The 25,545-nt window shown below is 68.6% G+C and carries 19 protein-coding genes; 10 read left to right on the top strand and 9 right to left on the bottom strand.

Annotated features, from left to right (window positions below; translation table 11 throughout):
- Positions 1 to 43 precede the first annotated feature (43 nt).
- Together DIE17_RS01085 and DIE17_RS01080 are read right to left on the bottom strand one after the other, a co-directional pair.
- Complete coding sequence (locus DIE17_RS01085; RefSeq protein ID WP_124920556.1) at positions 44 to 1,561, bottom strand: CoA-acylating methylmalonate-semialdehyde dehydrogenase; 1,518 nt, start codon at positions 1,559 to 1,561, stop codon at positions 44 to 46.
- 49 nt (positions 1,562 to 1,610) lie between these two features.
- Entirely contained in the window at positions 1,611 to 2,969 is a 1,359-nt protein-coding gene (locus tag DIE17_RS01080; RefSeq protein ID WP_044843038.1) for an aspartate aminotransferase family protein, read from the bottom strand.
- 105 nt (positions 2,970 to 3,074) lie between these two features.
- On the opposite strand from DIE17_RS01080, the gene DIE17_RS01075 reads away from it, so the two are divergent.
- Both DIE17_RS01075 and DIE17_RS01070 read left to right on the top strand, forming a co-directional pair.
- Entirely contained in the window at positions 3,075 to 4,040 is a 966-nt protein-coding gene (locus tag DIE17_RS01075; protein WP_257772540.1) for a LysR family transcriptional regulator, read from the top strand.
- Between the two features lie 105 nt (positions 4,041 to 4,145).
- Positions 4,146 to 4,637, top strand: coding sequence for a 2,4'-dihydroxyacetophenone dioxygenase family protein (locus DIE17_RS01070; protein ID WP_044843036.1), 492 nt, complete (start codon positions 4,146 to 4,148; stop codon positions 4,635 to 4,637).
- Positions 4,638 to 4,750: 113 nt separating this feature from the next.
- Here the strand turns inward: DIE17_RS01070 and DIE17_RS01065 are convergent, their stop codons facing one another.
- Positions 4,751 to 5,899, bottom strand: a complete 1,149-nt coding sequence (locus DIE17_RS01065) for an epoxide hydrolase family protein (RefSeq protein WP_124920555.1) — start codon at positions 5,897 to 5,899, stop codon at positions 4,751 to 4,753.
- A gap of 76 nt (positions 5,900 to 5,975) precedes the next feature.
- Positions 5,976 to 6,935, bottom strand: coding sequence for a GlxA family transcriptional regulator (locus DIE17_RS01060; protein WP_124920554.1), 960 nt, complete (start codon positions 6,933 to 6,935; stop codon positions 5,976 to 5,978).
- A gap of 135 nt (positions 6,936 to 7,070) precedes the next feature.
- Here DIE17_RS01060 and DIE17_RS01055 point away from each other — a divergent pair, with 135 nt between their 5' ends.
- From DIE17_RS01055 to DIE17_RS01045, 3 genes are all read left to right on the top strand, one after another.
- Complete coding sequence (locus DIE17_RS01055; protein WP_124920553.1) at positions 7,071 to 7,871, top strand: SDR family oxidoreductase; 801 nt, start codon at positions 7,071 to 7,073, stop codon at positions 7,869 to 7,871.
- 11 nt (positions 7,872 to 7,882) lie between these two features.
- Positions 7,883 to 8,644: an SDR family oxidoreductase gene (locus DIE17_RS01050; RefSeq protein ID WP_124519625.1), complete on the top strand. Its 762-nt coding sequence runs from the start codon at positions 7,883 to 7,885 to the stop codon at positions 8,642 to 8,644.
- A gap of 319 nt (positions 8,645 to 8,963) precedes the next feature.
- On the top strand, positions 8,964 to 10,754 hold the full coding sequence (locus DIE17_RS01045) for a sensor domain-containing diguanylate cyclase (RefSeq protein WP_124920552.1): 1,791 nt from the start codon (positions 8,964 to 8,966) through the stop codon (positions 10,752 to 10,754).
- A gap of 83 nt (positions 10,755 to 10,837) precedes the next feature.
- Here the strand turns inward: DIE17_RS01045 and DIE17_RS01040 are convergent, their stop codons facing one another.
- The 3 genes from DIE17_RS01040 to DIE17_RS01030 all read right to left on the bottom strand — a co-directional run bounded on the left by DIE17_RS01040 (position 10,838) and on the right by DIE17_RS01030 (position 14,800).
- Positions 10,838 to 12,193, bottom strand: a complete 1,356-nt coding sequence (locus tag DIE17_RS01040; RefSeq protein WP_124484901.1) for an MFS transporter — start codon at positions 12,191 to 12,193, stop codon at positions 10,838 to 10,840.
- Between the two features lie 88 nt (positions 12,194 to 12,281).
- The gene (locus DIE17_RS01035; protein WP_124920551.1) at positions 12,282 to 13,658 is read right to left on the bottom strand and encodes an MFS transporter; all 1,377 of its coding nucleotides are present in this window, start codon (positions 13,656 to 13,658) and stop codon (positions 12,282 to 12,284) included.
- Between the two features lie 182 nt (positions 13,659 to 13,840).
- A complete protein-coding gene (locus DIE17_RS01030; RefSeq protein WP_124920550.1) occupies positions 13,841 to 14,800 on the bottom strand; it encodes an MBL fold metallo-hydrolase in 960 nt (319 codons plus the stop codon).
- 177 nt (positions 14,801 to 14,977) lie between these two features.
- Here DIE17_RS01030 and DIE17_RS01025 point away from each other — a divergent pair, with 177 nt between their 5' ends.
- Entirely contained in the window at positions 14,978 to 16,630 is a 1,653-nt protein-coding gene (locus tag DIE17_RS01025; protein WP_124920549.1) for an IclR family transcriptional regulator, read from the top strand.
- A gap of 849 nt (positions 16,631 to 17,479) precedes the next feature.
- Here DIE17_RS01025 and DIE17_RS01015 read toward each other — a convergent pair.
- Entirely contained in the window at positions 17,480 to 17,962 is a 483-nt protein-coding gene (locus DIE17_RS01015) for an Lrp/AsnC family transcriptional regulator (RefSeq protein WP_124519633.1), read from the bottom strand.
- 283 nt (positions 17,963 to 18,245) lie between these two features.
- Between DIE17_RS01015 and DIE17_RS01010 the strand changes: the two genes are divergently transcribed.
- The gene (locus DIE17_RS01010; RefSeq protein ID WP_124920548.1) at positions 18,246 to 18,893 is read left to right on the top strand and encodes a LysE family translocator; all 648 of its coding nucleotides are present in this window, start codon (positions 18,246 to 18,248) and stop codon (positions 18,891 to 18,893) included.
- 91 nt (positions 18,894 to 18,984) lie between these two features.
- Complete coding sequence (locus DIE17_RS01005) at positions 18,985 to 19,416, top strand: YqaA family protein (protein ID WP_124519518.1); 432 nt, start codon at positions 18,985 to 18,987, stop codon at positions 19,414 to 19,416.
- 78 nt (positions 19,417 to 19,494) lie between these two features.
- Here DIE17_RS01005 and DIE17_RS01000 read toward each other — a convergent pair whose 3' ends face one another.
- Positions 19,495 to 21,147, bottom strand: a complete 1,653-nt coding sequence (locus DIE17_RS01000; RefSeq protein WP_124665861.1) for an acyl-CoA synthetase — start codon at positions 21,145 to 21,147, stop codon at positions 19,495 to 19,497.
- 196 nt (positions 21,148 to 21,343) lie between these two features.
- On the opposite strand from DIE17_RS01000, the gene DIE17_RS00995 reads away from it, so the two are divergent.
- A complete protein-coding gene (locus DIE17_RS00995; protein ID WP_124920547.1) occupies positions 21,344 to 22,123 on the top strand; it encodes a Crp/Fnr family transcriptional regulator in 780 nt (259 codons plus the stop codon).
- A gap of 239 nt (positions 22,124 to 22,362) precedes the next feature.
- Positions 22,363 to 25,530, top strand: coding sequence for an efflux RND transporter permease subunit (locus DIE17_RS00990; protein WP_124484909.1), 3,168 nt, complete (start codon positions 22,363 to 22,365; stop codon positions 25,528 to 25,530).
- Positions 25,531 to 25,545 lie beyond the last annotated feature (15 nt).

Here is a 25,545-nt window from a genome sequence, read left to right as displayed (position 1 = left end):
GAGCGGCGCGCGTCGCGTTGCGGCCCGATCGCGCGTCAGCGCGTCAGCGGTTCGACGGGAAGCTGAATACCGTCCCTTCGCGCACGCCGGCCGACGGCCAGCGCTGCGTGATCGTCTTGCGCTTCGTATAGAACCGCACCGCATCCGGGCCGTACGCGTGGAGATCACCGAACAGCGAGCGCTTCCAGCCGCCGAACGAGTGGTACGCGACCGGCACCGGCAGCGGCACGTTGATGCCGACCATGCCGATCTGGATGTTGTCGCTGAAGTAGCGCGCCGCTTCGCCGTCACGCGTGAACAGGCACGTGCCGTTGCCGTATTCGTGCGCGTCGATCAGCGCCATCGCCTCGTCGAGCGACTTCACGCGGATCACGCCGAGCACCGGCCCGAAGATTTCGTGCTGATAGATCGGCATGCCGGGCTTCACGTTGTCGAACAGGCACGGGCCCAGGTAGTAGCCGCCGTCGTGGCCGTCGACCTTCACGCCGCGGCCGTCGACGACGAGCGTCGCGCCGGCCGCCACGCCCGCCTCGACGAAGCCCGTCACCTTCTCGAAATGCTGCTGCGTGACGAGCGGACCCATGTCGACGCCGGCCCCGTTGCCCGGGCCGACCTTCATCTTCGCGATCTCGGCCCGCAGGCCTTCGACCACCTTGTCACCCGTTTCCTCGCCGATCGCGACCACCAGCGGAATCGCCATGCAGCGCTCGCCGCACGAGCCGTACGCGGCGCCCATCAGCGCGTTCACCGCGTTGCCGATGTCGGCGTCGGGCATCACGACCGCGAAGTTCTTCGCGCCGCCGAGCGCCTGCACGCGCTTGCCGTGCGCGCAGCCGGTCGAGTAGATGTATTCGGCGATCGGCGTCGAGCCGACGAAGCTCACCGCCTTCACGCGCGGGTCGGTCAGGAGCGTGTCGACGGCTTCCTTGTCGCCGTTCACGACGTTCAGCACGCCCGGCGGCAGGCCGGCCTCGAGCGCGAGCTCGGCCATGCGCAGCGTCGACGACGGCGTGCGCTCGGACGGCTTCAGCACGAACGTGTTGCCGCACGCGACGGCCATCGGCCACATCCACAGCGGCACCATCACCGGGAAGTTGAACGGCGTGATGCCGGCGGCCACGCCGAGCGCCTGGAATTCGCTCCACGAATCGATCGCGGGGCCGACGTTCTTGCTGTGCTCGCCCTTCAGCAGCTCGGGCACGTAGGACGCGTATTCGACGTTCTCGATCCCGCGCTGCAGTTCGCCCATCGCGTCGGCGAGCACCTTGCCGTGCTCGGCGGTAATCAGCGCGCACAGTTCGTCCGCATGCTCCTCGAGCAGCGTCTTGAAGCGGCTCATCACGCGCGCGCGCTTCAGCGGCGGCGTATTGCGCCATGCCGGGAACGCGGCCTGCGCGGACGCGATCGCGGCTTCGACGGTCAGCTTGTCGGCGAGCGCGACGCTCTTGTGCGATTCGCCGGTGGCCGGGTCGAACACCGGCTGGACGCGGCTGCCGCCGTCGACGCGCTTGCCGTCGATCAGGTGGCCGAGGGTGGAGGTCACATTGCTGTCGTGTTTCATCGTTCAGGCTCTTTCGTGAATTCGGTTGTCGCGGAAAACGGGCCGCGGCTCAGTCCACTTCGTTCAGCGCGTCGGACAGCGCGTTCACGAGGTTGTCGATCTCGCGCTTCTCGGCGATGAACGGCGGCGCGAGCTGGATCGTGTCGCCGCCGTAACGCACGTAGAAGCCCTTCGCCCAGCAGCGCATCGCGATCTCGTACGGGCGCCGTGCCGGCTCGCCCGGCAGCGCCGCGATCGTCAGGCCGGCCGCCAGCCCGTAGTTGCGGATGTCGGTGATATGGCGCTGGCCCTTCAGCCCGTGCACGGCCGCCTCGAAATGCGGCGCGAGATCGCGCACGCGGGCCACCGCGTCTTCCTTCACGAGCAGGTCGAGCGCCGCGACGCCGGCCGCGCACGCGACCGGGTGCGCCGAATACGTGTAGCCGTGCGGGAACTCGAGCATGTACTCGGGGCCGCCCGCGGCCATGAACGTGTCGTAGATTTCCTTCGTCGCGATCACGCCGCCGAGCGGCTGCACGCCGTTCGTCACCTGTTTCGCGAAGTTCATGATGTCCGGCACCACGCCGAACGCGTCGGCGCCCGTCATCGCGCCGGCACGGCCGAAGCCCGTGATGACTTCGTCGAAGATCAGCAGGATGTCGTGCGCGGTACAGATGTCGCGCAGGCGCTTCAGATAGCCCTTCGGCGGGATCACCACGCCCGCCGAGCCGGAGAACGGCTCGACGATCACGGCCGCGATGTTCGACGCGTCGTGCAGCGTGATCAGGTCGAGCAGGCGGTCGGCCAGGTCGGCGCCGTTTTCCGGCATCCCGCGCGAGAACCGGTTTTCCGCGAGCTGCGTGTGCGGCAGGAAATCGGCGTCGATGCCCTGGCCGAACAGCTTGCGGTTCGCGCCGATCCCGCCGACCGAGATGCCGCCGAAGTTCACGCCGTGATAGCCCTTCTCGCGGCCGATCAGGCGCGTCTTCGTGCCCTTGCCCTTGGCGCGCCAGTACGCGCGGGCCATTTTCAGCGACGTGTCGGCCGCTTCCGAGCCCGAGCCGGTGAAGAACACGTAGTCGAGGCCGGCCGGCGTCAGGTCCTTGATCTTGTTCGCGAGCTCGAACGACTTCGGATGACCGAACTGGAACGCCGGCGCGTAGTCGAGCTGCGCGACCTGGCGGCTCACGGCTTCCGTGATTTCCGTGCGGCCGTGACCGAGGCCCGTGCACCACAGGCCCGACAGGCCGTCGAAGATCTTGCGGCCTTCGCCATCCGTGTAATACGCGTCCTTCGCCGACACGATCATGCGCGGATCGGACTTGAACTGGCGGTTCGCCGTGAACGGCATCCAGTGGGCGTCGAGCCACGCGGCGTCGGTGCGGAGGTTCGTCTCTTCCTGCTGCTTGGCGATGGTCGTATCGGTCATGTCGGTCGGCGCGGCGCGCCCCTCCTTCTTGTGTTGATGTTGCGCATTGTCGGGACGACAATTAGTCTCTTCAATATCGCAATATCAATGTTCACTTGCTCATCTATGCAAGCAAAGAAACCGAAGAGCCGCGCGCTGCTCGGGCAGCTCAGCGACATGGATCTGCGGCTGCTGCGGGTCTTCAAGGGCGTCGTGCAGTGCGGCGGGATGGCGGCGGCCGAACTCGAGCTGAATATCGGCATCTCGACGATCAGCCGGCACGTGAAGGATCTGGAAACACGCCTCGGCCTCGTGCTGTGCCGACGCGGCCGCGCGGGCTTCACGCTGACCGCCGAGGGTCAGACCGTCTATGAGGAAACCCTGCGCCTGCTCGCGTCGATGGAGGCATTTCGCAGCAGGATAGACGGCATTCACGACAAGATGGGCGGAGAACTGCACGTCGCCGTATTCGACAAGACCGCCACCAACCCGCAGGCGCGGCTCGGCGACGCGATCCGCCAGTTCGCGGACGAGGCGCCCGACGTCGCGCTGAACCTGCACGTCGCGTCGATCAACGAGGTCGAGCGCGGGATCATCGACGGCAGCTATCAGGTCGGCATCATCCCCGCGCACCGCAGCTCGGGCAGCCTCGTGTATTCGGAACTGTTCGACGAGCGGATGCTGCTGTACTGCGGCCGCCAGCACCCGCTGTTCGACGCGCCGCACGGCAAGCTCACGTGGACGACGATCCGCAATCATGCGTTCGCCGGGCTCGGCTTCCATTCGCCGAACATGGAACTGAGCCATCGCGCGAAGCTCACGCGCAGCGCGACGGCGTCGGACCAGGAATCGATCGCGACGCTGATCCTGTCCGGCCGCTATCTCGGCTTCCTGCCCGACCATTACGCGGAGAGCTTCGAAAACAAGGGGCTGATGCAGCCGATCGCGCCGCACCGCTTCAACTACCGGTGCCGGTTCGTGAGCCTGCTGCGGCGCTCGCCGCGGCCGTCGCGGGCGGCGCTGCTGTTCCAGTCTTGCCTGGAAGCCGCGCATGCGGCGCCGCGACCGGGCGACGACAGCGCCGCCGCGTAGCCCGGTTCAGGCTTCGCCCGCGCTGGCGTCGGGTCGCGGCCGTGGCTGCCGCCCGCTCGCGCTCTGCGATAATGCGCACTTCCCCGTTTCCGCTCTCCCTCCGCCATGACGCAGCCGTCCGCCCCGCTCTCCACCGACCTGCCGCCGATTTCGTGCCTGCCCGGCGACGCGCTGCCGTGGCTGCCGATGAGCGCCGACCTGCCGGGGCTCGCGATCAAGTATCTGCATATCAATGCGGCGGAAGACACGCTGACCGCGCTGCTGAAGATGCCGGCCGGCGGCACGCTGCCGCGCCATCGCCACGACGGCGAGGTGTTCGTCCATACGCTGCAGGGTGCGTGGCGCTACCGCGAGTACGAATGGGTCGCGCAGGCCGGCTCGACGGTGCTCGAACCGGCCGGGTCGGTGCACACGCCGGAAACGCTCGGCGCGCCCGGCGACGACGTGATCACGCTCAACGTGATGCGCGGCGACCTGGTGCTGCTCGACGACGACGGCCGCGAGACCGCACGCGAGAATTGCCGCGTCGCGCTGCTGCGCCAGCGCAAGCATGCGCGTACCGCGCCGCACGATGCGGCGCCGTTTGTTACGCGATAAGTCATGCGATAAGACAGGCGAAATCGTCGCGTCACGATACGCACGGTGCCGGCACGCGCCTGCGCGCGGATGGCCGCCGGCGCACTTCGCCAGCGACGCCGCCTCCCGGCGCCTTACCGAAAACGCCGGAAAAATCGGCGAATATCGCCGGCCAGCAGGTCCGGTTCTTCCATCGCGGCAAAATGCCCGCCGCTCGGCATGTCGGCCCACTGCACGACGTCGAACACCCGTTCGAGCCAGCTGCGCGGCGGGCGGCTGATCTCCTTCGGAAAGCGCGCGAACGCGACGGGCACCGCCACGCGTTCCCCGGCCGCGAAGCGCATCGGCTGCAGCCGGTTTTCCCAATACATCTGCATTGCCGAGCCGATGCTGCCCGTAAACCAGTAGAGCGAGATGCCGGTCAGCAGCGTGTCGTGCGAAAACCGCCGCGCGACGTCGCCGCCGCAATCGCTCCACGCGCGGAATTTCTCGGCGATCCACGCGGCCAGCCCGGCCGGCGAGTCGTTGAGCGCGACGGCCAGCGTCTGCGGCTTCGTCATGTGCACATGCGCGTATCCGCCCTCCAGCGCGGCCCACTCTCCGCGCTGCGTCACGAAGGCCCGTTCGTCCTCGGTGAGCGGCGAAGCCGCGTCGGCCGGAGGCTCGTAGCTGCCGGGCAGGTAGTTCAGATGAATGCCGTCCACCACGCCGGGATGTCGCGCGCCGAGCGCAATCGACACGCCTGCGCCGAGATCGCCGCCTTGCGCGCCGAAGCGGCGATATCCGAGCCCGGACATCAACGCCGCCCAACTGTCGGCGACCTGAAATGCCGACATGCCGGGCGCCGCGGGCGCGGGCGAGAACGCGAAGCCCGGAAGCGACGGCGCGACGACGTCGAACGCGTCGTGCGGATCGCCGCCGAACGCGGCCGGATCGCACAGGCGATCGATCAGCGCGTCGAACTCGAATACGGAGCCCGGCCAGCCGTGCGTGATGACGAGCGGATACGGCTTCGGCCCCGCCCCGCGCCGATGGATGAAATGCACGCGTTGCCCGCCTGCGTCCGCGACGAACTGCGGCAGCCTGTTTAGCGCGCGCTCCGCCGCACGCCAGTCGAAGCGCTCGGCCCAGTACGCAACCAGTTCGCGCAGCCACGCGCCATCCACACCCTGCTGCCACGGGTCGGCGGGCGTCAGCAGCGGTGCGCGCATGTCGCGCAGGCGCCGACGCAGGTCATCGAGCGCGCGATCGGGAATCGCAATGTTGAACGGGGCGGCGTGCATGGTGTCTCCTCGCGAGGAATGCGGGAGATTCTGCGCGATTTTCCCGACCCGCGCTGGCGGCTCGCGCCCGCGAACGTCAGGCCGATTCGCGCTCGTCCACCCGCGCGTCGCGTCGCACCGCCTGCGGCGGCACGCCGAAACCGCGCACGAACGCGTCGCGCAGGTGGCGCCGGTCGCGAAAACCGTTCTCCTTCGCGATCACGTCGAGCGAGTGCCGGCTCTGCTCGATCATCAGCCGCGCGGCCTCGAGACGCAACCGCTCGATCGCCTTCGCCGGCGACTGCCCGGTTTCCAGCGTGAACACGCGGCTGAACTGGCGCGGACTCAGGTGGACGGCGTCAGCCAGCTCCTCGACGGTCAGCGCGCGGCCGAGGTTCTGCCGCGCATAGTTCAGCGCGTTCTGGATCCGGTCCGATTTCGGCGCGAGCTCCAGCATTTCGGAATGCTGCGACTGCCCGCCCGAGCGGCGCTGGTGCATCACGAGCTTGCGCGCGACCGAGCGCGCGGCGTCCGCGCCGAGATCCTTCTCCACCATCGCGAGCGTCAGGTCGAGGCCGGCCGTCATCCCGGCCGACGTCCAGATCGGGCCGTCGACGATGTAGATCCGGTCCTCCTCGACACGAATGTCCGGAAAGTGCTTCTGCATCTCGCGGCCGTACGCCCAGTGCGTCGTCGCGCGGCGCTGCGCGAGCAGCCCGGCCTCGGCGAGCACGAACGCGCCCGTGCAGATGCCGGCGACCCGCCGCGCGCGCGCGTTCGCGCGCCGCAGGAACGCGACGACGCCGGCCGGCGCCGGCGATGCGAGCGGATCGTTGACGCCCGCGACGATCCACGTATCGACGTCGACCCGGCCGCTGAGCGCGCGCGTCGCGACCGACAACCCGAGCGACGAGCGCACGTCGCCACCCTCGACGGAATAGTTGTCCATCACGTAGAACGGTTCGCCCGCGGCCAGGTTCGCGTACTCGAACACCGACTGCGTGGCGAGCGCCATGATCTGGAAGCCGTCGCTGATCAGAAAGCCGATGCGGTGCATGCGTGTCTCCGGTGGCGGGCGGCACGATCGGCACCCGATGTCCTGAATCATACCCATCTACGTCATTTGTGTCGCGGCGATTCGAGGCCAGAATGCCTTCACGCACTCACCCTTTCCTCGACACGGAGCGACATCATGACTGAAGCACATCGCGGTACCGCCGTCATCACCGGCGCATCGTCCGGCATCGGCGCGATCTATGCGGACCGCCTCGCGCGCCGCGGCTACGACCTGATCCTCGTCGCGCGCAACCGCGACCGGCTGGCCGCGCTCGCCGAGCGCATCACGAACGACACGCAGCGCAGCGTCGAGATCGTCGGCGCCGACCTCAACGACCGCGCGGCGCTCGCCGCCGTCGAAGCGAAGCTGAAGCAGGACGCGAGCATCACGCTGCTCGTCAACAACGCGGGCGTCGGCACGCACACGCCGCTGCTCGACAGCGACGTCGACGCGATGACGCGGCTGCTCGACCTGAACGTGACCGCGCTCACGCGCCTGACCTATGCAGCCGTGCCCGGCTTCGTCGCGCGCGGCCGCGGTGCCGTGATCAACATTTCGTCGATCGTCGCGCTGTCGCCGGAAACGCTCAATGGCGTCTACGGCGGCAGCAAGGCATTCGTGCTCGCGTTCAGCCAGTCGCTGCATCACGAACTCGCGGACCACGGCGTGCAGGTGCAGGCCGTGCTGCCCGGCGCGACGGCCACCGACTTCTGGGAGACCGCCGGCCTGCCGCTCGAACATCTGCCTAAGGAGATCGTGATGTCGGCGTCCGACCTGGTCGACGCGGCGCTGGTCGGCTTCGATCGCCGCGAGCTCGTGACGATTCCGTCGCTGCACGCGGCCGACGAATGGGATGCGTTCGAGGCCGCGCGCCGCACGATGGCGCCGCACCTGTCGACCGATTCGCCGGCGCCGCGCTATGCGGCCGCCCGCTGAGGCGCATCGTCATGAAACTCGACGGCAACACCATCCTCATCACCGGCGGCACGTCCGGGATCGGCCGTGCGCTGGCGATCGCGCTCGACGAGCTGGGCAACAAGGTCGTCGTCGCCGGCCGGCGCACGAAGCTGCTCGACGAGATCGCGCGGCAGTATCCGAACATCGACACGATCGAGCTCGACGTCGGCGATGCCGCGCAGATCCGCGCGGTCGCGGCGCGGTTGATCGACCGCTACCCGGCGCTGAACGTCGTGATCAATAACGCGGGCATCATGCCGTTCGACGATGCGGCCGGGCCGCTCGACGACGAACAGGCCGTGCGCCTCGTCGAGACGAACCTGCTTGGCCCCGTGCGCGTCAGCGCGGCGTTCGTCGAACACCTGAAGCGGCAGCCGGACGCGACGATCATCAACAACAGCTCGGTGCTCGCGTACGTGCCGCTCGCGTCGGCCGCGCTGTATTCGGCGACGAAGGCCGCGATCCATTCGTACACGCTGTCGCAGCGTTTCATGCTGCGCGACACGAGCGTGCGCGTGCTGGAAATCGCGCCGCCGTGGGTCGACACCGATCTCGTGCACAAGAGCGGCGATCCGCGCGCGATGCCGGTCGATGCGTTCGTCGCCGAGACGCTGGCGCTGCTCGAGACCGCCACCACCGAAGTCGTCGTCGAAGCGGCGAAGCCGTTGCGCGACAATGCCGGGCCGAACGAGCACGCGTTCGTCGACGAGTTCAACCGCTTCGTCGTCGACAACCCGATTCCCGTCGCGTGACGTCGCGCAGCGCAATCCTGCGCACGCATTGATCTGCCGAAAGGCGCCGGCTTCCGCACGATCGGACTGCGAAGCCGGCGCTTGCCGGTTTGCCCGCGCATTCATTCAGGGCCTGAAGCGGCCCTTCTCTGCGCTGCTTCTCTGCAACGCTTCTCTGCAACGCTTCTCCACGCCCCGAACTCGCCGCCCACCCACCCGGTTTCGCCCTTGCTTGCCACGCATTCCACGCGACGATAAGCTCTACGATCTCAGCCTCCGAAGCAGCGCCCTCCGGCATTCGTCCGATCATCGGCGCAATCGACCGTCGCGGATTTCGACCATGCGGTTCCGTATGTTCACCACCGGGACCGGCGACACGCCCGGCTCCTGTCGCGCTCCCGCCGACGATCGACCGGCGCTTGCGCCGTTGCCCGAACTCGACACCGTGTGCCGTCTCGCGCGCGCGCATTTCGGCACGGCCGGTGCGTTCATCGCGTCCGCCGAAGGCGGCGCGCAGCGCGTGGCGGCGTCCGACGGCACGCTGCCCGCCACGCTTCCTGCCATGCGTTTCCCGTCGCGTGCCGAGCCCGCTCCGGCGGCCGGCCGACGCTTCATCACGCCCGCCGCGGGCGACCTCCCGAATGACGCGCCGCACGTCGTCGCGGCCTGCGAGCTGCTCGCGCCCGACGGCAGCGCGCTGGGCGCGCTATGCGTCGCCGGCAGCACCGGCCTGACGCTCGACGCCGCGCAGCGCGCTTTCCTGCACGACCTGGCGACACTGGCGGAACGCGCGATCGGCCGCGCGAACGCGCAAGCCGCGCTGCGCGAACGGCTCGGCGTCGTCGAGGAACACAGCGCGCTGACCACGCTGGCGCTGAACGAAAGCGGCACCGGCGTGTGGGATCGCAACGTCGAAACCGGCGAGATCCATTACTCGGCAGCCTGGAAGGCGCTGCTCGGATATGCGCCCGATGAACTGACGAGCCGGATCGAGGATGCATACGAACGGCTGCACCCGGACGACGTCGCCGGCGTGAAAGCCGCGATGCTCGCGCACTTCGAAAGCCGGACCGACAGCTATGCGGTCGAACACCGCATTCGCTGCAAGAACGGCACGTACAAATGGATCTGCAGCCGCGGCAAGGTCATCGCCCGCGACAGCCACGGGCGCGCGCTGCGCATGGTCGGCACGACCACGGACATCACCGCGCTGCGCGAACTCGCCGGCCGGTTGAGCGACTCCGTCACGCTCGTGACGAGCCTGACCGACCAGGTGCCGGGCCTCGTGTTCCAGCTGCGGCAGACCGCCGACGGCCGCCGGTTCTTTTCGTACGCGAGCGCGGGCGCACGCGACATCTACGAACTGACGCCCGAGCAGATCGCCCGCGACGCGGATACGGTCGAAACCCGGATTCATCCTGCCGACCTGGTTGCCTACCGTCAGTCGCTGCGGGTGTCGGCGGAGCGCCTGGCGCCGTGGCGGCTCGAATACCGCGTGCTGCTGCCGGACCAGGGAATGCGCTGGCGCGAAGGCGACGCGCGCCCGCAACGCACGCCGGACGGCGGCACGGTCTGGCACGGCTTCATCACGGATGCGACCGAGCGCAAGCACATCGAGACCGAACTGCACCGGATGGCGACGACCGATCACCTGACCCAGCTGTCCAACCGCCACGCGTTCATGCGGCATAGCGAAGCCGCGTTGCGCGGCGTGCGCGCGACCGGCCAGGACGCCGCGGTGCTGATGCTCGACCTCGATCACTTCAAGGCGCTGAACGACCGCTGGGGCCATCCGCTCGGCGATCGCGCGCTCCGGCATTTCGCGCGGCTGCTGCTCGCGGAGATCGGGACGGACGGCATCGTCGGGCGCATCGGCGGCGAGGAATTCGCGATCGTGCTGCCGCACACCGGGATCGACGCGGCGTGCGCGCTCGCACTGCGCGTGCAGCAGCGCGTGGCCGATTCGCGGCTCGTGCACGAGGATCAGCCGCTCGTGCTGACCGTCAGCATCGGCATCGACGCGATGCGGACGTCCGACTTCGGCGCGTACCAGGCGCTGTCGCGGGCCGACAAGGCGCTGTATGTCGCGAAGGAGCGCGGCCGCAACCGGATCGAGGTGTATCGGGAGTAGCGCGCGTTCCCGCCGACAACGGGCTCGCGCCCGTCCTGGCCGCCCACCCCGTCGTACGCGCGCCGCGTCGACGCATCACGCGATCAACGCGCCACGGGCGCCGCGTCGCGCGAGGTCGCCCGCACACCGAGCAGCATCGCGACCGCGCACGCGGCCAGCAATCCCGCGATCATCAGCATCGCCGCATCCATGCTGCCGGTACGGGTGCGGATCACCCCGACGATCCACGGCGTGATCATCCCGCTCGATACGCCGATGCTGCTGATCAGCGCGATCCCGCCCGCCGCGCCGGCGCCCGAGAAATACGCGGACGGCACGGCCCAGAACACCGGGTGCGCGGCGAAGATTAGCATCGCCGCGATCGACAGCAGCGCCATCATCGCGACGATGCTCGGCAAGTGCAGCGTCAGCAACGCGAGCGCCACCGCGCCGCCGAATGCGCACGCGGCGAAGTGCCGGCGACGCTCGCGCTTGCGGTCGGAGCGCCGCGCGATCGCGATCAGGCCGGCCGCGCCGATCGCGTTCGGCACGATCGACAGCAGGCTGATGTGCACGACGTCGTGAATGCCGAATTCGCGAATCATCAGCGGCATCCAGAACAGCAACATCAACAGCGCCGTCGTCAGCGAAAAATAGATGAATGCGAACAGCCAGGTGCGCGGCGCGGCGAGCACCTGCCGCAGCGACGACGCCGCATGCGCGGGCGCCTCCGCCCGGTCGGCGGCCAGGTCGGCCGCGAGCCGCTGGCGGTCGTCGTCGGACAGCCAGCGCGCCTGTTCGGGGCGGTCGCACAGCCAGAACCACGCGATCACGCCGAGCAGGATCGCGGGCGCGCCCTCGATCGCGAACATCCACTGCCAGCCGTGCAGCCCGAGCACGCCCGACATCGCGCGCATCAGCCAGCCCGACAGCAGCCCGCCGACCATCCCGGCCACCGCGACGCCCGCATAGAAGATCGACAGCACCGACGCGCGCCGGCGCGCCGGATACCAGTAGGTCAGGTAGAACACGACGCCCGGGAAGAAGCCGGCCTCGAACAGCCCGAGCAGGAAGCGCAGCACGTAGAAGTGCTTCGCGCTGTCGACGGTGATCATCGCGACCGACACCGCGCCCCACAGGACCATGATCCGCGCGAACGTGCGGCGCGCGCCGAAGCGGCGCAGCAGCGCGTTGCTCGGCACCTCGAACAGCACGTAGCCGACGAAGAACAGCACCGCGCCGAGGCTGTACATCGCATCGGTCAGGCCGAGATCCTGCCGCATCTGCAGCTGCGCGAAGCCGATGTTGCTGCGGTCGAGGATCGACACGATGTAGCAGATGAACAGGAACGGCACGATCCGCGCGCCGATACGGCGGTACAGCGCGTCGTGGTCCGACGCCGGCGCACGGGAACCGGACGCAACCGCCTGCGCGGCGTCCGCTTGAAGGGGGGCTGACATCGATCGTCTCCTCGATGGATGCGGATACGGTGCGGACAGGAAATGCAGCGCCGGTCGCCGCCGCCCGCCGGCAGCGCCCGGCCGCGATTCAGGCGCGGCGTGCGGGTTCGCCCTTCACGCCGAGCATCAGCGCGGCGCCGCTCAGCGCGAGCAGCGCGGCCAGCAGGTACACGGCGAGATCCATGCTGCCGGTGCGCGTGCGGATCAGCCCGATCACCCACGGGCTGACGATGCCGCTCGTGATCCCGATGCTGCTGATCAGCGCGATCCCGGCCGCGGCCGCGTTGCCCGACAGATAGCGGGTCGGCACGGCCCAGAAGATCGGCAGCGCGGCGAAGATCAGCGTCGCCGCGATCGACAGGCACGCGAGCATCGCCGCGAAGCTGTGCAGGTGCAGCGTCAGCGCCGCGAGTGCCAGGCCGCCGCCGATCGTGCAGCACGCGAAGTGCTTGCGGCGCTCGCCGGTGCGGTCGGAATGGCGGGCGATCAGGATCAGCCCGACCGCGCCGACCGCGTTCGGCACGACCGTGTAGAGGCTCACCGACACGACGTCGGTCACGCCGAAATCGCGGATCATCAGCGGCATCCAGAAGTTGAGCGTCAGCGATGCGCAGGTCAGCGAGAAATAGATGAACGCGAACAGGTAGACGCGCGGGTTCGCGAGCGCGGCGACCAGGCTGCGTTTGTCGTGCGCACTGTGCGCGCCATGCGCACGGCCATCGCTGCACAGCGCGGCGACGCGCGCCTTTTCGTCGGACGTGAGCCACGCTGCGTCCTGCGGCCGGTCGACCAGGTACGTGAACGCGAAGCATGCGAGCACGATCGCCGGCGCGCCTTCGATCGCGAACATCCATTGCCAGCCGTGCAGCCCGAGCACGCCGCTCATGTCGCGCATGATCCAGCCCGACATCAGGCCGCCGAGCACCCCCGCCACCGCGACACCCGCGAAGAACACCGAGATCGCCGCCGCGCGGCGGTTCGCCGGGAACCAGTAGGTCAGGTACAGCACGATGCCGGGAAAGAAGCCGGCCTCGAACACGCCGAGCAGGAAGCGCAGCACGTAGAAATGCGACGGCTGCGACACGAACATCATCGCGGTCGACGCGATGCCCCACAGCAGCATGATCCGCGTGAACGTGCGGCGCGCGCCGAAGCGCGCGAGCAGCAGGTTGCTCGGCACCTCGCAGAACACGTAGCCGACGTAGAACACCGCGGCGCCGAGGCCGTACATCGCATCGCTGAAGCCGAGGTCGTGCTTCATCTGCAACTGCGCGAAGCCGATGTTGATGCGGTCGAGGAACGACACGACGTAGCAGAGGAACAGGAACGGCACGATCCGCCACGCGATCTTGCGGAACAGCAGCGCGTCGCCGGCAGCGGACGCCGGCGCGGATTCACAGGCGGAAGCCGACGCCGCGGCACTCGCGTGCGCGATCGTCGCTTCGGCGGGAAGCGATTGGGGCATGTCTCTCTCCAAACGGGCCGCGCGATTCGGGCGCGCGGCAGTCTCCGCGGGCGTACATGCGCCCGGCTTTCTTGTGAGAACGGAAGTCGGCTCCCTGAACCGCCGCGCGATGCGGCCGCCGCTCAGGCGCCGTCAGGAACGCGGCGCGGCGCCCGCCCGGACGCCCCGCCGCGGTGACCCGCTCAGTCCTGCAGCGCGTCCCACATTTCCTTGTCGCGCTGCGCGGTCCAGATGCGCGGATGCGTGATGCCGCTCGCCTCGTCGTACGCGCGCGACACGTCGAACGGCAGACAGTGCTCGTAGATGAACACGTGGCCGAACTTCGGATCCATCGCTTCGCGCGTGAGCGCCATCGACGCCTTCAGGTCGAGCTTGCGCTCGACGGCCTTGCGGCCCTGCGCGAGCAGCGTCGTCACGAAGTCCTTCGTGTAGTCGAGGCCCTTGTTCACTTCGGCCGGATTCAGCAGCGCGGGGCCGCGGCCCGGCACGAGCTTTTCCGCGCCGAGCGCGCGCAGCGCCTCGAGCGTGGCCGGCCACTGTTGGAGCTGCGCGTCGCCGCAATAGCAGGCCGCGTCGTACTCGACCAGGTCGCCCGAGAACAGCACCTTCTGCGACGGCAGCCAGACGATCGTGTCGCCCTTCGTGTGGCCCGAGCCGACGTGCATGATCTTCACCTCGAGCTTGCCGAGGAACAGCGTGATCTCGCGCTCGAACACGAGCGTCGGCCAGGTCAGGCCCGGCACCGTCTCGACGCCCGCGAACAGCCGCGGGAACCGCTCGATCTCCGACTTCATGTCGGCCTCGCCGCGCTCGACGATCATTTCGTAGGTGCCGCGGCTCGCGATCACGTGCTGCGCGCCTTCGTCGAAATACGCGGACGCGCCGAGCACGCGCACCGCGTGGTAATGCGACAGCACGACGTGCTTGATCGGCTTGTCGGTCACGCTGCGGATCTTCGCGATCAGGTCCTGCGCCATCGCGGGCGTCGCGGTCGTGTCGACGATCAGCACGCTGTCGTCGCCGATGATCACGCCCGAGTTCGGGTCGCCTTCGGCGGTATAGGCGTACGCGTTCTCGGACAGCTGCGTCCAGGTGACTTTCTTCTCTTCCAGATCGGCTTGGGAGGCGAATGCTTTGGCCATGTTGCGTTCCGTGGCTGCGAGCCATGTGTTGAGGGGAATGAGCGGATCATCTTCCCGCGCCGATTATTTGTCAATGACAAATTAGCTTGCTATTGTCTAATGCGGGTAAACCTGCGGGCTGGCGCGTCAAATGGCGTCGGATACCATGCGGGGTTTCGTCAATGGAAGAATCATCGCGTGCAGAACCACGAAGTCAGCGCAGACGACGCGCCACCCAAGGCGCAGCGCGGGATCCAGAGCGTCGAGGTCGGCGGCCGGCTGCTCGACGCGTTCGCGCGCCGGCGCAAGCCGCTCGGGCTGTCGGAGCTGGCGGCCGCGGCCGACCTGTCGACCGCGCAGGCGCACACCTATCTCGTCAGCCTGACGCGGCTCGCGCTCGTGAAGCGCGACGCGCTCACCGGCAACTACGAGCCGGGGCCGCTGTCGCTGCGGCTCGGGCTGATGTCGATCGAGCGCCAGCCGGCCTATCGCGCGGCGCTGCCGCACGCGGCGCGGCTCGCGGAAGCGGTCGGCCTGAGCGTCGCGCTGTCGGTGCCGGGCGCGCTCGGGCCCACGATCGTGCGCATCGAGCACGGCGGCTATCCGCTGCACGTGAACCTGCACGTCGGATCCGTCATGTCGCTCGACACGACGGCGACCGGCCGGGTGTTCCGCGCGTTCGGCGACCCCGCCCAGCTCGACGCGATGGCGGCCAGCCAGGCCGGCGCCGGCGCCACGCTCGCCGGCGCGGAAGGCGACCAGCCCCCGTCCGACGCCCGCGCGTGGCAGGCCGAACTCGACGCGATCCGTGCGCGCGGGATCGAGCGCGGCGTGGATCGGCCGAGCCCCGGCGTCAGCGCGATGTGCGTGCCGGTGCTGGACGCGGACGGCCGCCTGCAACTCGCATTGACGGTGATCGGTTCGAGCGGCTCGATCGATGTCGGCTGGGACGGCCCAATCGCGACGGCGCTGCGCGATGCGGCACGGCAAGCCACCGCGGCGCTCGACGCGGGACGCGACGCACCGCCGGTCGCGCCGGGCATGCCGCCCGCCACGCAGCGCATGCCGCCCGCACTCGCCGACGACACGAAGGCGCAGCGCGGCATCAACGCGCTCGACAGCACGGGCGAGCTGCTGCTCGCGCTCGTCTCGGCAGGCCGTGCGCTGCCGTTGCGCGATCTCGCGGCAGCCGCCGGCATGCCGGCCGCGAAGGCGTTTCCGCACCTCGTGAGCCTGCAGAAGATCGGCCTGCTGAGCCGCGACGACGCGGGCTGCTTCGGCGGCGGGCCGCTCGCGCAGGCGCTCGGCCTGATCGCGATGCAGCGCGTGTCGCCGACGCGCGATGCGGAAGCCGAAATCGTCGCGCTGGCGGCCGCGACCGACCTGAGCGTGGCCGCGGCGACGCTCGGGCCGCTCGGGCCGACCGTGATCCGTCTCGAGGAATCGGCGCGGCCGCAGCACGTGAGCCTTCAGGTCGGCACGGTGATGTCGCTCGTGAATACGGCGATCGGGCGGATTTTCGCGGCCGGCATGTCCGACGACGTGCTGGCCGGCCTGCTGGCCGACGAGCCGGTGCGCCTCGCAGGCTGCGCGACGCAGGTTGACGACGCGTTCCGCGCGCGGCTCGCGACGATCCGCGCGGACGAACTCGATTTCGCATTCGATGCGCCGGTGCCGGGCATCGGGACGATCGCCGCGCCCGTGTTCGATCACACCGGCAGCATCCGGCTCGTGATTGCGATCATCGGCTCGTCGCGCGGCTTCCCGCGCGGGCCGCACAGCGAACTCGCGCATACGCTGCTCGCGGCGGCGCGCCGCCTGTCGTGGCGCTTCGGGTGGATCGGCGGGTAATCGCCGCCCCGCTGCCGCGCCCGTTCTCGTCGCCCCGCTTTCCGTTTTCGCCCGTCAATGCGAGGCCGCGCTCGCCGCGGTCTCGTCACGCCTGCCCGCCACGCAGAAGGTGGCGCAGCTCATGTTGCGCGGCAGCAACATAAATTGTCAGTAATTCTCATATAACGAAATCGCATTTCACAAGACGGTGACGTTTCTTTATGATTAGGGTTATCCCTAACTCGCCACCTACATGGGGCTTCGTCATGCAAACGTCTAATGTCTCCGATCGTTCCACCCAATCCGCTGGCTGGCTCGCACGTGTCGGCGAGCTGCTTGCAGAAGCATGGGCACTGCACCTCGAGAACTGCGCAGTCATCGCTGAAGCGCACGCACGCCTGCCGCGCTGAGCGCGGCGACCGGCCGCCAGCCGGCCACGCGCCATCTCCATCCGTCTGATGCGCCTTGCGGGGACGCGCGCCGAAAGGCCGCCGCGTCCGGCACGAGGCGCCGGACGGAAGTCGCAAAAAAAGGGCGAATACCCTCGATGGCATGGTGCTCACGCGCTGTGAGCACGGTCGCAGCGATGTCGATACGCGGATGCCGGTCCCGACGAACTTGTCGGCACGGTGTTGATCGCAGCTTCCCGGAATGTCCGGCCGCTGCGTAGCCGATGCATGCCCGCTGCGCGCCACGCGCCGGGCCTGGCCGTCACGGAAGATTCATCCGTTTTCCCGCCGCGCGGGCACGGCCTGCCGGTATCCGGCTCCGGGCCGCGCGCAACGGACGCGACAGCCCGATTCCCACCCCTTCTCCAGCACCGCCGCGAACCGCGTCGTCACGACGCCGCGCGGCGCGTCGCCCCCGTCTTCACACCTGAATCGACGGCACATCTTTCATGCACCGCAGCGCGAACATCGAGCGGCTGTGGCGAATGCTCGAAATCCTGTACAGCTTCTCGCGCAGGAAGCGTTCGTAGCCGGCCGTGCCGTCCACCGCGACCTTGATCCAGTAGTCGTATTCGCCCGATACGAGGTAGGCCTCGAGCACTTCGGGCAGTGCCGCGAGTTCGGCGCCGAAACGCGCGAGCGCATCGTCCTCGTGGCGATCGAGGGTGACTTCGAGGATCACGATGTCCGCGTAGCCGAGCATGCGCTGGTTGACCAGCGCGACGTAGCCGTCGATGTAACCGTCGAGTTCGAGCTGCCGCGTGCGGTTCCAGCAGGCGGTGGTCGACATGCCGATCTGTTCGGCCAGTTCGGCGTTCGACAGGCGCGCATTTTTTTGCAGTGCACCGAGGATCTTGCGGTCCTGGTTGTCGAGGGTTTTCGGCGTGCGTTCGCGGATAGCCATGACAGGAAGAATCTTCTACTGAAAATCCGCATTCTATCTGAACAGGCTTCCGGTTTCGGGTGCGTTTTGCTGGAAAACAGGAAGCCTTTTAACCGGCCCGCTTGATACATTTTCTCCATGCCTGGTGTCCGGCACGCTCCCCGCGACAACCCCTTCGCACCGGGACGCCTGGCCGCAATCACGAGTTGCGGCGCAGGACACGCAGGCATGCAACGTCCCGCCCCCCGCGCGCCTACCCGGTCGCACGGGCCGGCGCCTGATCCTCCGTTTCCGCACTCCCGTCATGTCGTTCAGGCTTTATCTGTCGTTCCTCGCTGCGTCCGCCGTCCTCATCTACGCCCCCGGCCCCGTCAACCTCCTCACGATGAACCAGGCATTGCGCGCCGGCTGGCGCCGCGCGCTGCCGTGCGTCTGGGGCGGCACGCTCGCCGTGCTGCTGCAGCTCGCGCTGACCGCGCTGTGCCTGAATTCGCTGGTTCACCTCGACGAGCACGCGCTGACCGTGCTGCGCTGGGCCGGCGCCGCCTACCTCGTATGGCTCGGCTGCAAGCAATGGCTCGGCCGGGCGCAGGTCACCGCGCCCGCCGCGTCGACGGACGCCGGCAACACGGCACCCGACGACACCGCCACCGGACGCGCGCTGTTCTGGCGCGGCGTCGCCACCTCCGGCCTGAACCCGAAGACGCTGCTGTTCTTTCCGTCGTTCTTTCCGCAGTTCATCGTCCCGGATCCCGACTGGAGCCTGAACGCGCAATTCCTGCTGCTCGCGGCGAGCTTCGCGCTGCTGTTCGCCGGCGGCGTCGCGTCGATGGCGCTGTTCTCGCACCGGCTGAGCCGTGCGCTGCAGCGGCCGGCGCGGATGCGCGCGATGAATCGCGTGACGGGCGGGCTGCTGGTCGGGATGGGCGCGATCATGGTCGGATGGAATTGAGCGGCCGCCTGCGCGCGTGACGTGGCGCGCTGCAGCGCGCGCCCTCCCACGCCGGCCGACGCGCGGCCGGTACGACCAGTACAATCGCGCGATGTCCGAACTGCTCACTTACGGCGGCCTGTTCGCCGTGTCGATGGTCGCCGCGACCCTGTTGCCGCTCCAGTCCGAAGCCGTGCTTGCCGGCCTGCTGCTCGCCGGGCGCGAACCGGTGTGGGCGCTGGTGCTGGTGGCGAGCGTCGGCAACGTCGCGGGCGCGGCGATCAACTGGACACTCGGCCGCGGCATCGAGCACTTCCGCGACCGCCGCTGGTTTCCGGTGAAACCGGCCGCGCTCGCGCGCGCCGAGGGCTGGTATCGGCGCTATGGCCGCTGGTCGCTGCTGCTGAGCTGGGCGCCGGTGATCGGCGACCCGCTGACGATGATCGCCGGCGTGCTGCGCGAGCCGCTGCCGACCTTCGTCGCGATCGTGACGATCGCGAAGGTCGGGCGGTATCTGGCGATCGCGTGGCTCGTCGTGCCTTGACGCCTTGACGCCTTGACGCCTTGACGCCTTGACGCATTCACGTATCAAGGCGTCCGCCCGCACGACGCCCCGTCGCCGTTACTTCTTGTCTCCCGCCAGGTCGATCGCCTTGTCCGATCCGACCGCGTTGCGCAGCTGGAATTTCTGGATCTTGCCGGTCGACGTCTTCGGCAGCTCGCCGAAGCGCACGACCTTCGGCACCTTGAAACCCGCGAGCAACTGCCGGCAGTGGGCGACGATCTCCGCCTCGGTCGCGCTCGCGCCTTCGCGCAGCTCGACGAACGCGCACGGCACCTCGCCCCACTTCGGGTCGGGCATCGCGACCACCGCCGCGACCGCGACGGCCGGATGCCGGTACAGCGCATCCTCGACCTCGATGCTCGAGATGTTCTCGCCGCCCGAAATGATGATGTCCTTGCGGCGATCCTTGATGCGGATGTAGCCGTCCGGCGTCAGCACGCCGAGATCGCCCGTATGGAACCAGCCGCCGTGGAACGCTTCCTCCGTCGCGTGCGGATTCTTCAGGTAGCCCTTCATGCAGATGTTGCCGCGGAACATGATCTCGCCGAGCGTCTCGCCGTCGGCCGGCACCGGCGTCATCGTGTCCGGATCGAGCACCGTCGCGCCCGCTTCCAGGTGATAGCGCACGCCCTGCCGTGCATTGAGCCGCGCGCGCTCGTCGTCGGGCAGCTCGTCCCAGTGCGCCTGCTTCGCGCATACGGTCGCCGGGCCATAGACCTCGGTCAATCCGTACACGTGCAGCAGGTCGAAGCCGATCTCCTTCATCTTCGCGATCACGGCCGGCGCGGGCGCGGCACCGGCGACCATCGCGTGCACCGTGTGATCGATGCCGGCGCGCAACTCGGCCGGCGCATTCGCGATCGCGCTCTGTACGATCGGCGCGCCGCAGTAATGCGTGATGCGCTCGCGGCGGATCAGGTCGAACACCGTCTTCGCGTCGAACCTGCGCAGGCACACGTTCACGCCCGCGCGCGCCGCGACGGCCCACGGGAAGCACCAGCCGTTGCAGTGGAACATCGGCAGCGTCCACAGATACACCGCGTGCTTCGGCATGTCCCATTCGAGGATGTTGCTGATCGCCGCGAGATACGCGCCGCGATGGTGATACACGACGCCCTTCGGGTCGCCCGTCGTGCCGGACGTGTAGTTCAGCGCGATCGCCTCCCACTCGTCGGCGGGCGGCGTCCATGCGTAGTCGGGATCGCCGCCCGCGACGAACGCCTCGTAGTCGGTCGCGCCGGCGAAGCGCGCGGGGTCGGCCGGCATCGCATCGGCAACGCTGACGATCTTCAGGCCCGGCACTTCTAGCGCCGCGCGATGCGCGAGCTCCGCGTATTCGGTGTCGACGATCAGCACCTTCGCCTCGCCGTGACGCAGCATGAACAGCACCGATGAAATGTCGAGCCGCGTGTTGATCGTGTTGAGCACGGCGCCGGCCATCGGCACGCCGAAGTGCGCCTCGACCATCGCCGGGATGTTCGGCAGCAGCGCGGCCACCGTCTCGCCGCGCGCGACGCCGGCCCGCGCGAGCGCGCTCGCGAGCTGCTTCGCCCGCGTGTAGGTCTCGCCCCACGTGCGCCGCACGTCGCCGTGCACGATCGCGAGGCGCGCGCCGTAGACTTCGGCCGCACGGACCAGAAAGTCGATCGGCGTGAGCGGCACGTAGTTGGCATCGCGGCGGCCGAGTCCGGCCTCGAACATCTGCGTCATGATCCTGTCTCCCGTTTTCTGTCGACCGGCGCGTGCGTCGGCCTCGTATCCGGCAAGTGTGCATGCACCCCGACCGGTCTTGATGTGGTTCAATTGCCGACAGCCTAACGGGCGCTATTGTGAGCCGTCTGTCATCGAAACGACAGAGTGCCTCATGAGCGCTGCGCGTTATCCCTATCCTCGCAAACCCGCATCCATGCACGACCACCTCGTTGCGCCGCCCGACGCGGCCGCCGCCGCTGTCAGCCCGCCGGCCAGCCCGCCGGCCGACACGCCGCTCGAACCGGGCCCGATGCCCGCCCTGTCCGTGCTGTTCGGCCAGTGCGCGTGGTTCCGCGCGCTGGCGCCGGAACACCAGGCGCTCGTGCTCGCGCAGTCGCGCGCCGAGCAGCACGAGGCCGGCGACGTGATCGCGCAGCGGCTCGCGCCGTCCGAATACTGGATCGGCGTGCATCGCGGGTTGCTGAAGCTCGCGATCTTCAACGCGTCGGGGCGCGGCTGCACGTTTTCCGGCGTGCCGTCGGGCGGCTGGTTCGGCGAAGGCAGCGTGATCAAGCGCGAGCTGCGCAAGTACGAAGTCGTCGCCGTCCAGCGCTCGATCGTGCTGTTCGTCCCGGTCGACACGTTCCATGCGCTGCTCGACACGAGCCTGCCGTTCACGCGCTTCGTGATCCACCAGTTGAACAACCGGATGGGCGAGTTCATCGCGTCGATCCAGAACAGCCGGCTGCTCGATGTCGACGCGCGCGTCGCGCAGGCGCTCGCGCAGCTGTTCAACCCCGCGCTGTATCCGGACACCGGCCCGTCGCTCGCGATCTCGCAGGAGGAACTGGGAATGCTCGTCGGCGTGTCGCGGCAGCGGATCAACCAGGCGTTGCAGCAACTCGAGAAGCTCGGCGTGCTGCGGCTCGCGTACAACCAGATCGAAGTCGTCGACCTGGCCGCGCTCGCGCGGGTCGGGATGGAACAGATCTGAGCGACGCCCGATGAACGGAAGCGTCGCTGCCGCGGCATGCGCGTGCGGTGCGGCGGCCTTTTTCGGGCATCGGCGTCCGTGCGCGTTTTCATCCGATCAATCGACCTGAAGTCGCCTCGGTCGCCGCGCGCCGAACCTGACAAATCCGCCAGTTTCGTGTCAGTGACTCGTTCAGCCCCGACGCCTATCATTCGGGTTCCCCTCACCGCCGCCTGATCACCGCCTGTCCCGCCGCCTCCATGTGGATCGTCAATCTCGCGCTCAGGCGCCCCTACACGTTCATCGTGATGGCCATCATGATCGTGCTGGCCACCCCGCTCGCGCTGATGCGCACGCCTGTCGACGTCCTGCCGGCGGTCAACATTCCCGTCATCAGCGTGATCTGGAATTACACCGGCTTCTCCGCGAAGGAGATGACCAACCGCATCACGGCCGTCCATGAACGGATCCTGACGACGACCGTCAACAACATCCAGCACATCGAGTCGACGTCGCTGCCGGGCATCGCGGTCGTGAAGGTGTTCCTGCAACCCGGCGCGAACGTGCAGACCGCGATCGCGCAGACGGTCTCGTCCGCGCAGGCGATCGTGCGGCAGATGCCGCAGGGCGCGACGCCGCCGCTCGTGATCACCTATTCGGCGTCGAGCATCCCGGTGATCCAGCTCGGGCTGTCGAGCAAGACGCTCAGCGAACAGTCGCTCGCCGACATCGCGCTCAACTTCCTGCGGCCGCAACTGATCACGATCCCGGGCGCGCAGATCCCGTTTCCGTACGGCGGCCGCACGCGCGTGGTCGCGATCGACCTCGATCCGCAGGCGCTGCTCGCGAAGGGCCTCACGCCCGCCGACATCGTCAACGCGGTCAACGCGCAGAACCTCGTGCTGCCGACCGGCACCGCGAAGATGGGTCAGACCGAGTACCGGATCGACACGAACGCGTCTGCCGACACGGTCGCGGACATCAACGGCCTGCCGGTCCAGACCGTCAACGGCGCGACGACCTACCTGCGCGAGGTCGCGTCGGTGCGCGACGGCTTCGCGCCGCAAACCAACGTCGTGCGGCAGAACGGCCAGCGCGGCGTGCTGATGTCGATCCTGAAGACCGGCGACGCGTCGACGCTGAAGGTCGTGTCGGACCTGAAGGCACTGCTGCCGAAGGTGATCCCGACGCTGCCCGAAGGACTCACGATCACGCCGCTGTTCGACCAGTCGGTGTTCGTCAACGCCGCCGTGCAGGGCGTGATCCACGAGGCGCTGATCGCCGCCGTGCTGACCGCAATGATGATCCTGCTGTTCCTCGGCAACTGGCGCAGCACGCTGATCATCGCGATCTCGATTCCGCTGTCGATCTTCACGTCGCTGATCGCACTCTCCGCGCTCGGCGAGACGATCAACATCATGACGCTCGGCGGCCTCGCGCTCGCGGTCGGGATCCTGGTCGACGACGCGACCGTCACGATCGAGAACATCGAGCGGCACCTGCATCTCGGTACGAATCTGCACGACGCGATCCTCGAAGGCGCGGGCGAGATCGCGGTGCCCGCGTTCGTGTCGACGCTGTGCATCTGCATCGTGTTCGTGCCGATGTTCTTCCTGACGGGCGTCGCGCGCTTCCTGTTCGTGCCGCTCGCCGAAGCCGTGGTGTTCGCGATGCTCGCGTCCTACGTGCTGTCGCGCACGCTCGTGCCGACGCTGGCGATGCTGCTGTTCCGCCCGCAGCAGGCCACGAGCGGCCCCGATCATGCGACGTCGCGGTTCGCGCGCCTCCATCACGCGTTCAACGCCGCGTTCGAGCGGCTGCGCGCGTGGTACATCGTGCTGCTCAGCATGCTGCTGGTGCGCCGCCGCTTCTACGCGACGTGCTTCCTCGGCTTCTGCGTGCTGTCGACCGGCCTCGTGTTCGTGCTCGGCCGCGACTTCTTCCCGAACGCCGATTCCGGCAACCTGCGGCTGCACATGCGCGCGCCGACCGGCTACCGGATCGAGGAGACCGCGCGCCTTGCCGACCAGGTCGAGCGCGTGATCCGCGAAACCGTGCCGGCGGACGAACTCGGCGCGATCGTCGACAACCTCGGGCTGCCGGTGAGCGGCATCAACCTGTCGTACAGCAATGCCGGCACGATCGGCACGCTCGACGGCGAACTGATGATCGCGCTGAAGCCGGGCCACCGCGCGACCGCGCACTACGTGCAGACGCTGCGCACGCTGCTGCCGCAGCGCTTCCCGGGCGTCGAGTTCTTCTTCCAGCCGTCGGACATCATCACGCAGATCCTCAACTTCGGTCAGCCCGCCGCGATCGACGTGCAGGTGCTCGGCAACGATCTCGCGAGTAACATGGCTATCGCGAGCAGCCTGATGAAGAAGATCAGGCAAATCCCCGGCACCGTCGACGTGCACGTACTGCAGCGCAACGACGAACCGACCCTGGTGGCCGACATGGACCGTACGCGCATGCAGCAGCTCAGCCTCTCCGCGCAGAACGTCGCGCAGAACATGCTGATCTCGCTGTCCGGCAGTTCCCAGACGACCCCGTCGTTCTGGATCAATCCGCGCTCGGGCGTCCAGTACCCGCTGCAGATCCAGACCCCGCAATACAGCATCGCGTCGATCGACGACCTGCTCGGCACGCCGATTTCCGCGAGCGGGCGCACCGGCATGCCGCTGCAATTGCTCGGCAACCTCGTGCAGATCCATCCCGTCGCGAACCCGGCGGTGATCACGCACTACAACATCCGCCCGGCGATCGACCTGTACGTGAGCGTCGAGGGCCGCGACCTCGGCTCGGTCGCGGGCGCGATCGACCGCATCGTGTCCGACGCGCGCGCGACGCTGCCGCGCGGCACCGACCTGTCGGTGCGCGGCCAGGTCGAGACGATGCGCACGTCGTACCTCGGCCTCGGCGCGGGCGTCGCGATGGCGATCGTGCTCGTCTACCTGCTGATCGTCGTGAATTTCCAGTCGTGGCTCGATCCGCTGATCATCATCAGCGCGATGCCGGCCGCGCTCGCCGGCATCGCGTGGATGCTGTTCATCACCGGCACGCACCTGAGCGTGCCCGCGCTGACGGGCGCGATCATGACGGTGGGCGTCGCGACCGCCAACAGCATCCTGGTCGTGTCGTTCGCGCGCCAGCGCCTCGCGGCCGGCGCGCCGCCGCTCACGGCCGCACTGGAGGCCGGCGCGACGCGAATCCGCCCGGTGCTGATGACGGCGCTCGCGATGATCATCGGGATGGTGCCGATGGCGCTCGGTCTCGGCGAAGGCGCCGAGCAGAACGCGCCGCTCGGCCGCGCGGTGATCGGCGGCCTGCTGTTCGCCACCGTTTCGACGCTGCTGTTCGTGCCGCTCGTGTTCGGCGGCGTGCATGCGCGGCTGGCCCGCCGGCGCGCGCGCCCGGCCGGACACTGACTTTCTAGCCTATCG

It is taken from the genome of Burkholderia sp. Bp9099 (assembly GCF_003857805.1).
GTDB lineage: Bacteria > Pseudomonadota > Gammaproteobacteria > Burkholderiales > Burkholderiaceae > Burkholderia.
The sequence above is the reverse complement of the archived record's forward strand: the minus strand, read 5'-3'. Positions and strand labels throughout refer to the sequence as shown.

Bases quoted from the DNA above. Each gene is read 5' to 3' on its own strand.
- DIE17_RS01085 (WP_124920556.1), bottom strand. From the start codon at position 1,561: ATGAAACACGACAGCAATGTGACCTCCACCCTCGGCCACCTGATCGAC.
- DIE17_RS01080 (WP_044843038.1), bottom strand. From the start codon at position 2,969: ATGACCGATACGACCATCGCCAAGCAGCAGGAAGAGACGAACCTCCGC.
- DIE17_RS01075 (WP_257772540.1), top strand. From the start codon at position 3,075: ATGCAAGCAAAGAAACCGAAGAGCCGCGCGCTGCTCGGGCAGCTCAGC.
- DIE17_RS01070 (WP_044843036.1), top strand. From the start codon at position 4,146: ATGACGCAGCCGTCCGCCCCGCTCTCCACCGACCTGCCGCCGATTTCG.
- DIE17_RS01065 (WP_124920555.1), bottom strand. From the start codon at position 5,899: ATGCACGCCGCCCCGTTCAACATTGCGATTCCCGATCGCGCGCTCGAT.
- DIE17_RS01060 (WP_124920554.1), bottom strand. From the start codon at position 6,935: ATGCACCGCATCGGCTTTCTGATCAGCGACGGCTTCCAGATCATGGCG.
- DIE17_RS01055 (WP_124920553.1), top strand. From the start codon at position 7,071: ATGACTGAAGCACATCGCGGTACCGCCGTCATCACCGGCGCATCGTCC.
- DIE17_RS01050 (WP_124519625.1), top strand. From the start codon at position 7,883: ATGAAACTCGACGGCAACACCATCCTCATCACCGGCGGCACGTCCGGG.
- DIE17_RS01045 (WP_124920552.1), top strand. From the start codon at position 8,964: ATGCGGTTCCGTATGTTCACCACCGGGACCGGCGACACGCCCGGCTCC.
- DIE17_RS01040 (WP_124484901.1), bottom strand. From the start codon at position 12,193: ATGTCAGCCCCCCTTCAAGCGGACGCCGCGCAGGCGGTTGCGTCCGGT.
- DIE17_RS01035 (WP_124920551.1), bottom strand. From the start codon at position 13,658: ATGCCCCAATCGCTTCCCGCCGAAGCGACGATCGCGCACGCGAGTGCC.
- DIE17_RS01030 (WP_124920550.1), bottom strand. From the start codon at position 14,800: ATGGCCAAAGCATTCGCCTCCCAAGCCGATCTGGAAGAGAAGAAAGTC.
- DIE17_RS01015 (WP_124519633.1), bottom strand. From the start codon at position 17,962: ATGGCTATCCGCGAACGCACGCCGAAAACCCTCGACAACCAGGACCGC.
- DIE17_RS01010 (WP_124920548.1), top strand. From the start codon at position 18,246: ATGTCGTTCAGGCTTTATCTGTCGTTCCTCGCTGCGTCCGCCGTCCTC.
- DIE17_RS01005 (WP_124519518.1), top strand. From the start codon at position 18,985: ATGTCCGAACTGCTCACTTACGGCGGCCTGTTCGCCGTGTCGATGGTC.
- DIE17_RS01000 (WP_124665861.1), bottom strand. From the start codon at position 21,147: ATGACGCAGATGTTCGAGGCCGGACTCGGCCGCCGCGATGCCAACTAC.
- DIE17_RS00995 (WP_124920547.1), top strand. From the start codon at position 21,344: ATGCACGACCACCTCGTTGCGCCGCCCGACGCGGCCGCCGCCGCTGTC.
- DIE17_RS00990 (WP_124484909.1), top strand. From the start codon at position 22,363: ATGTGGATCGTCAATCTCGCGCTCAGGCGCCCCTACACGTTCATCGTG.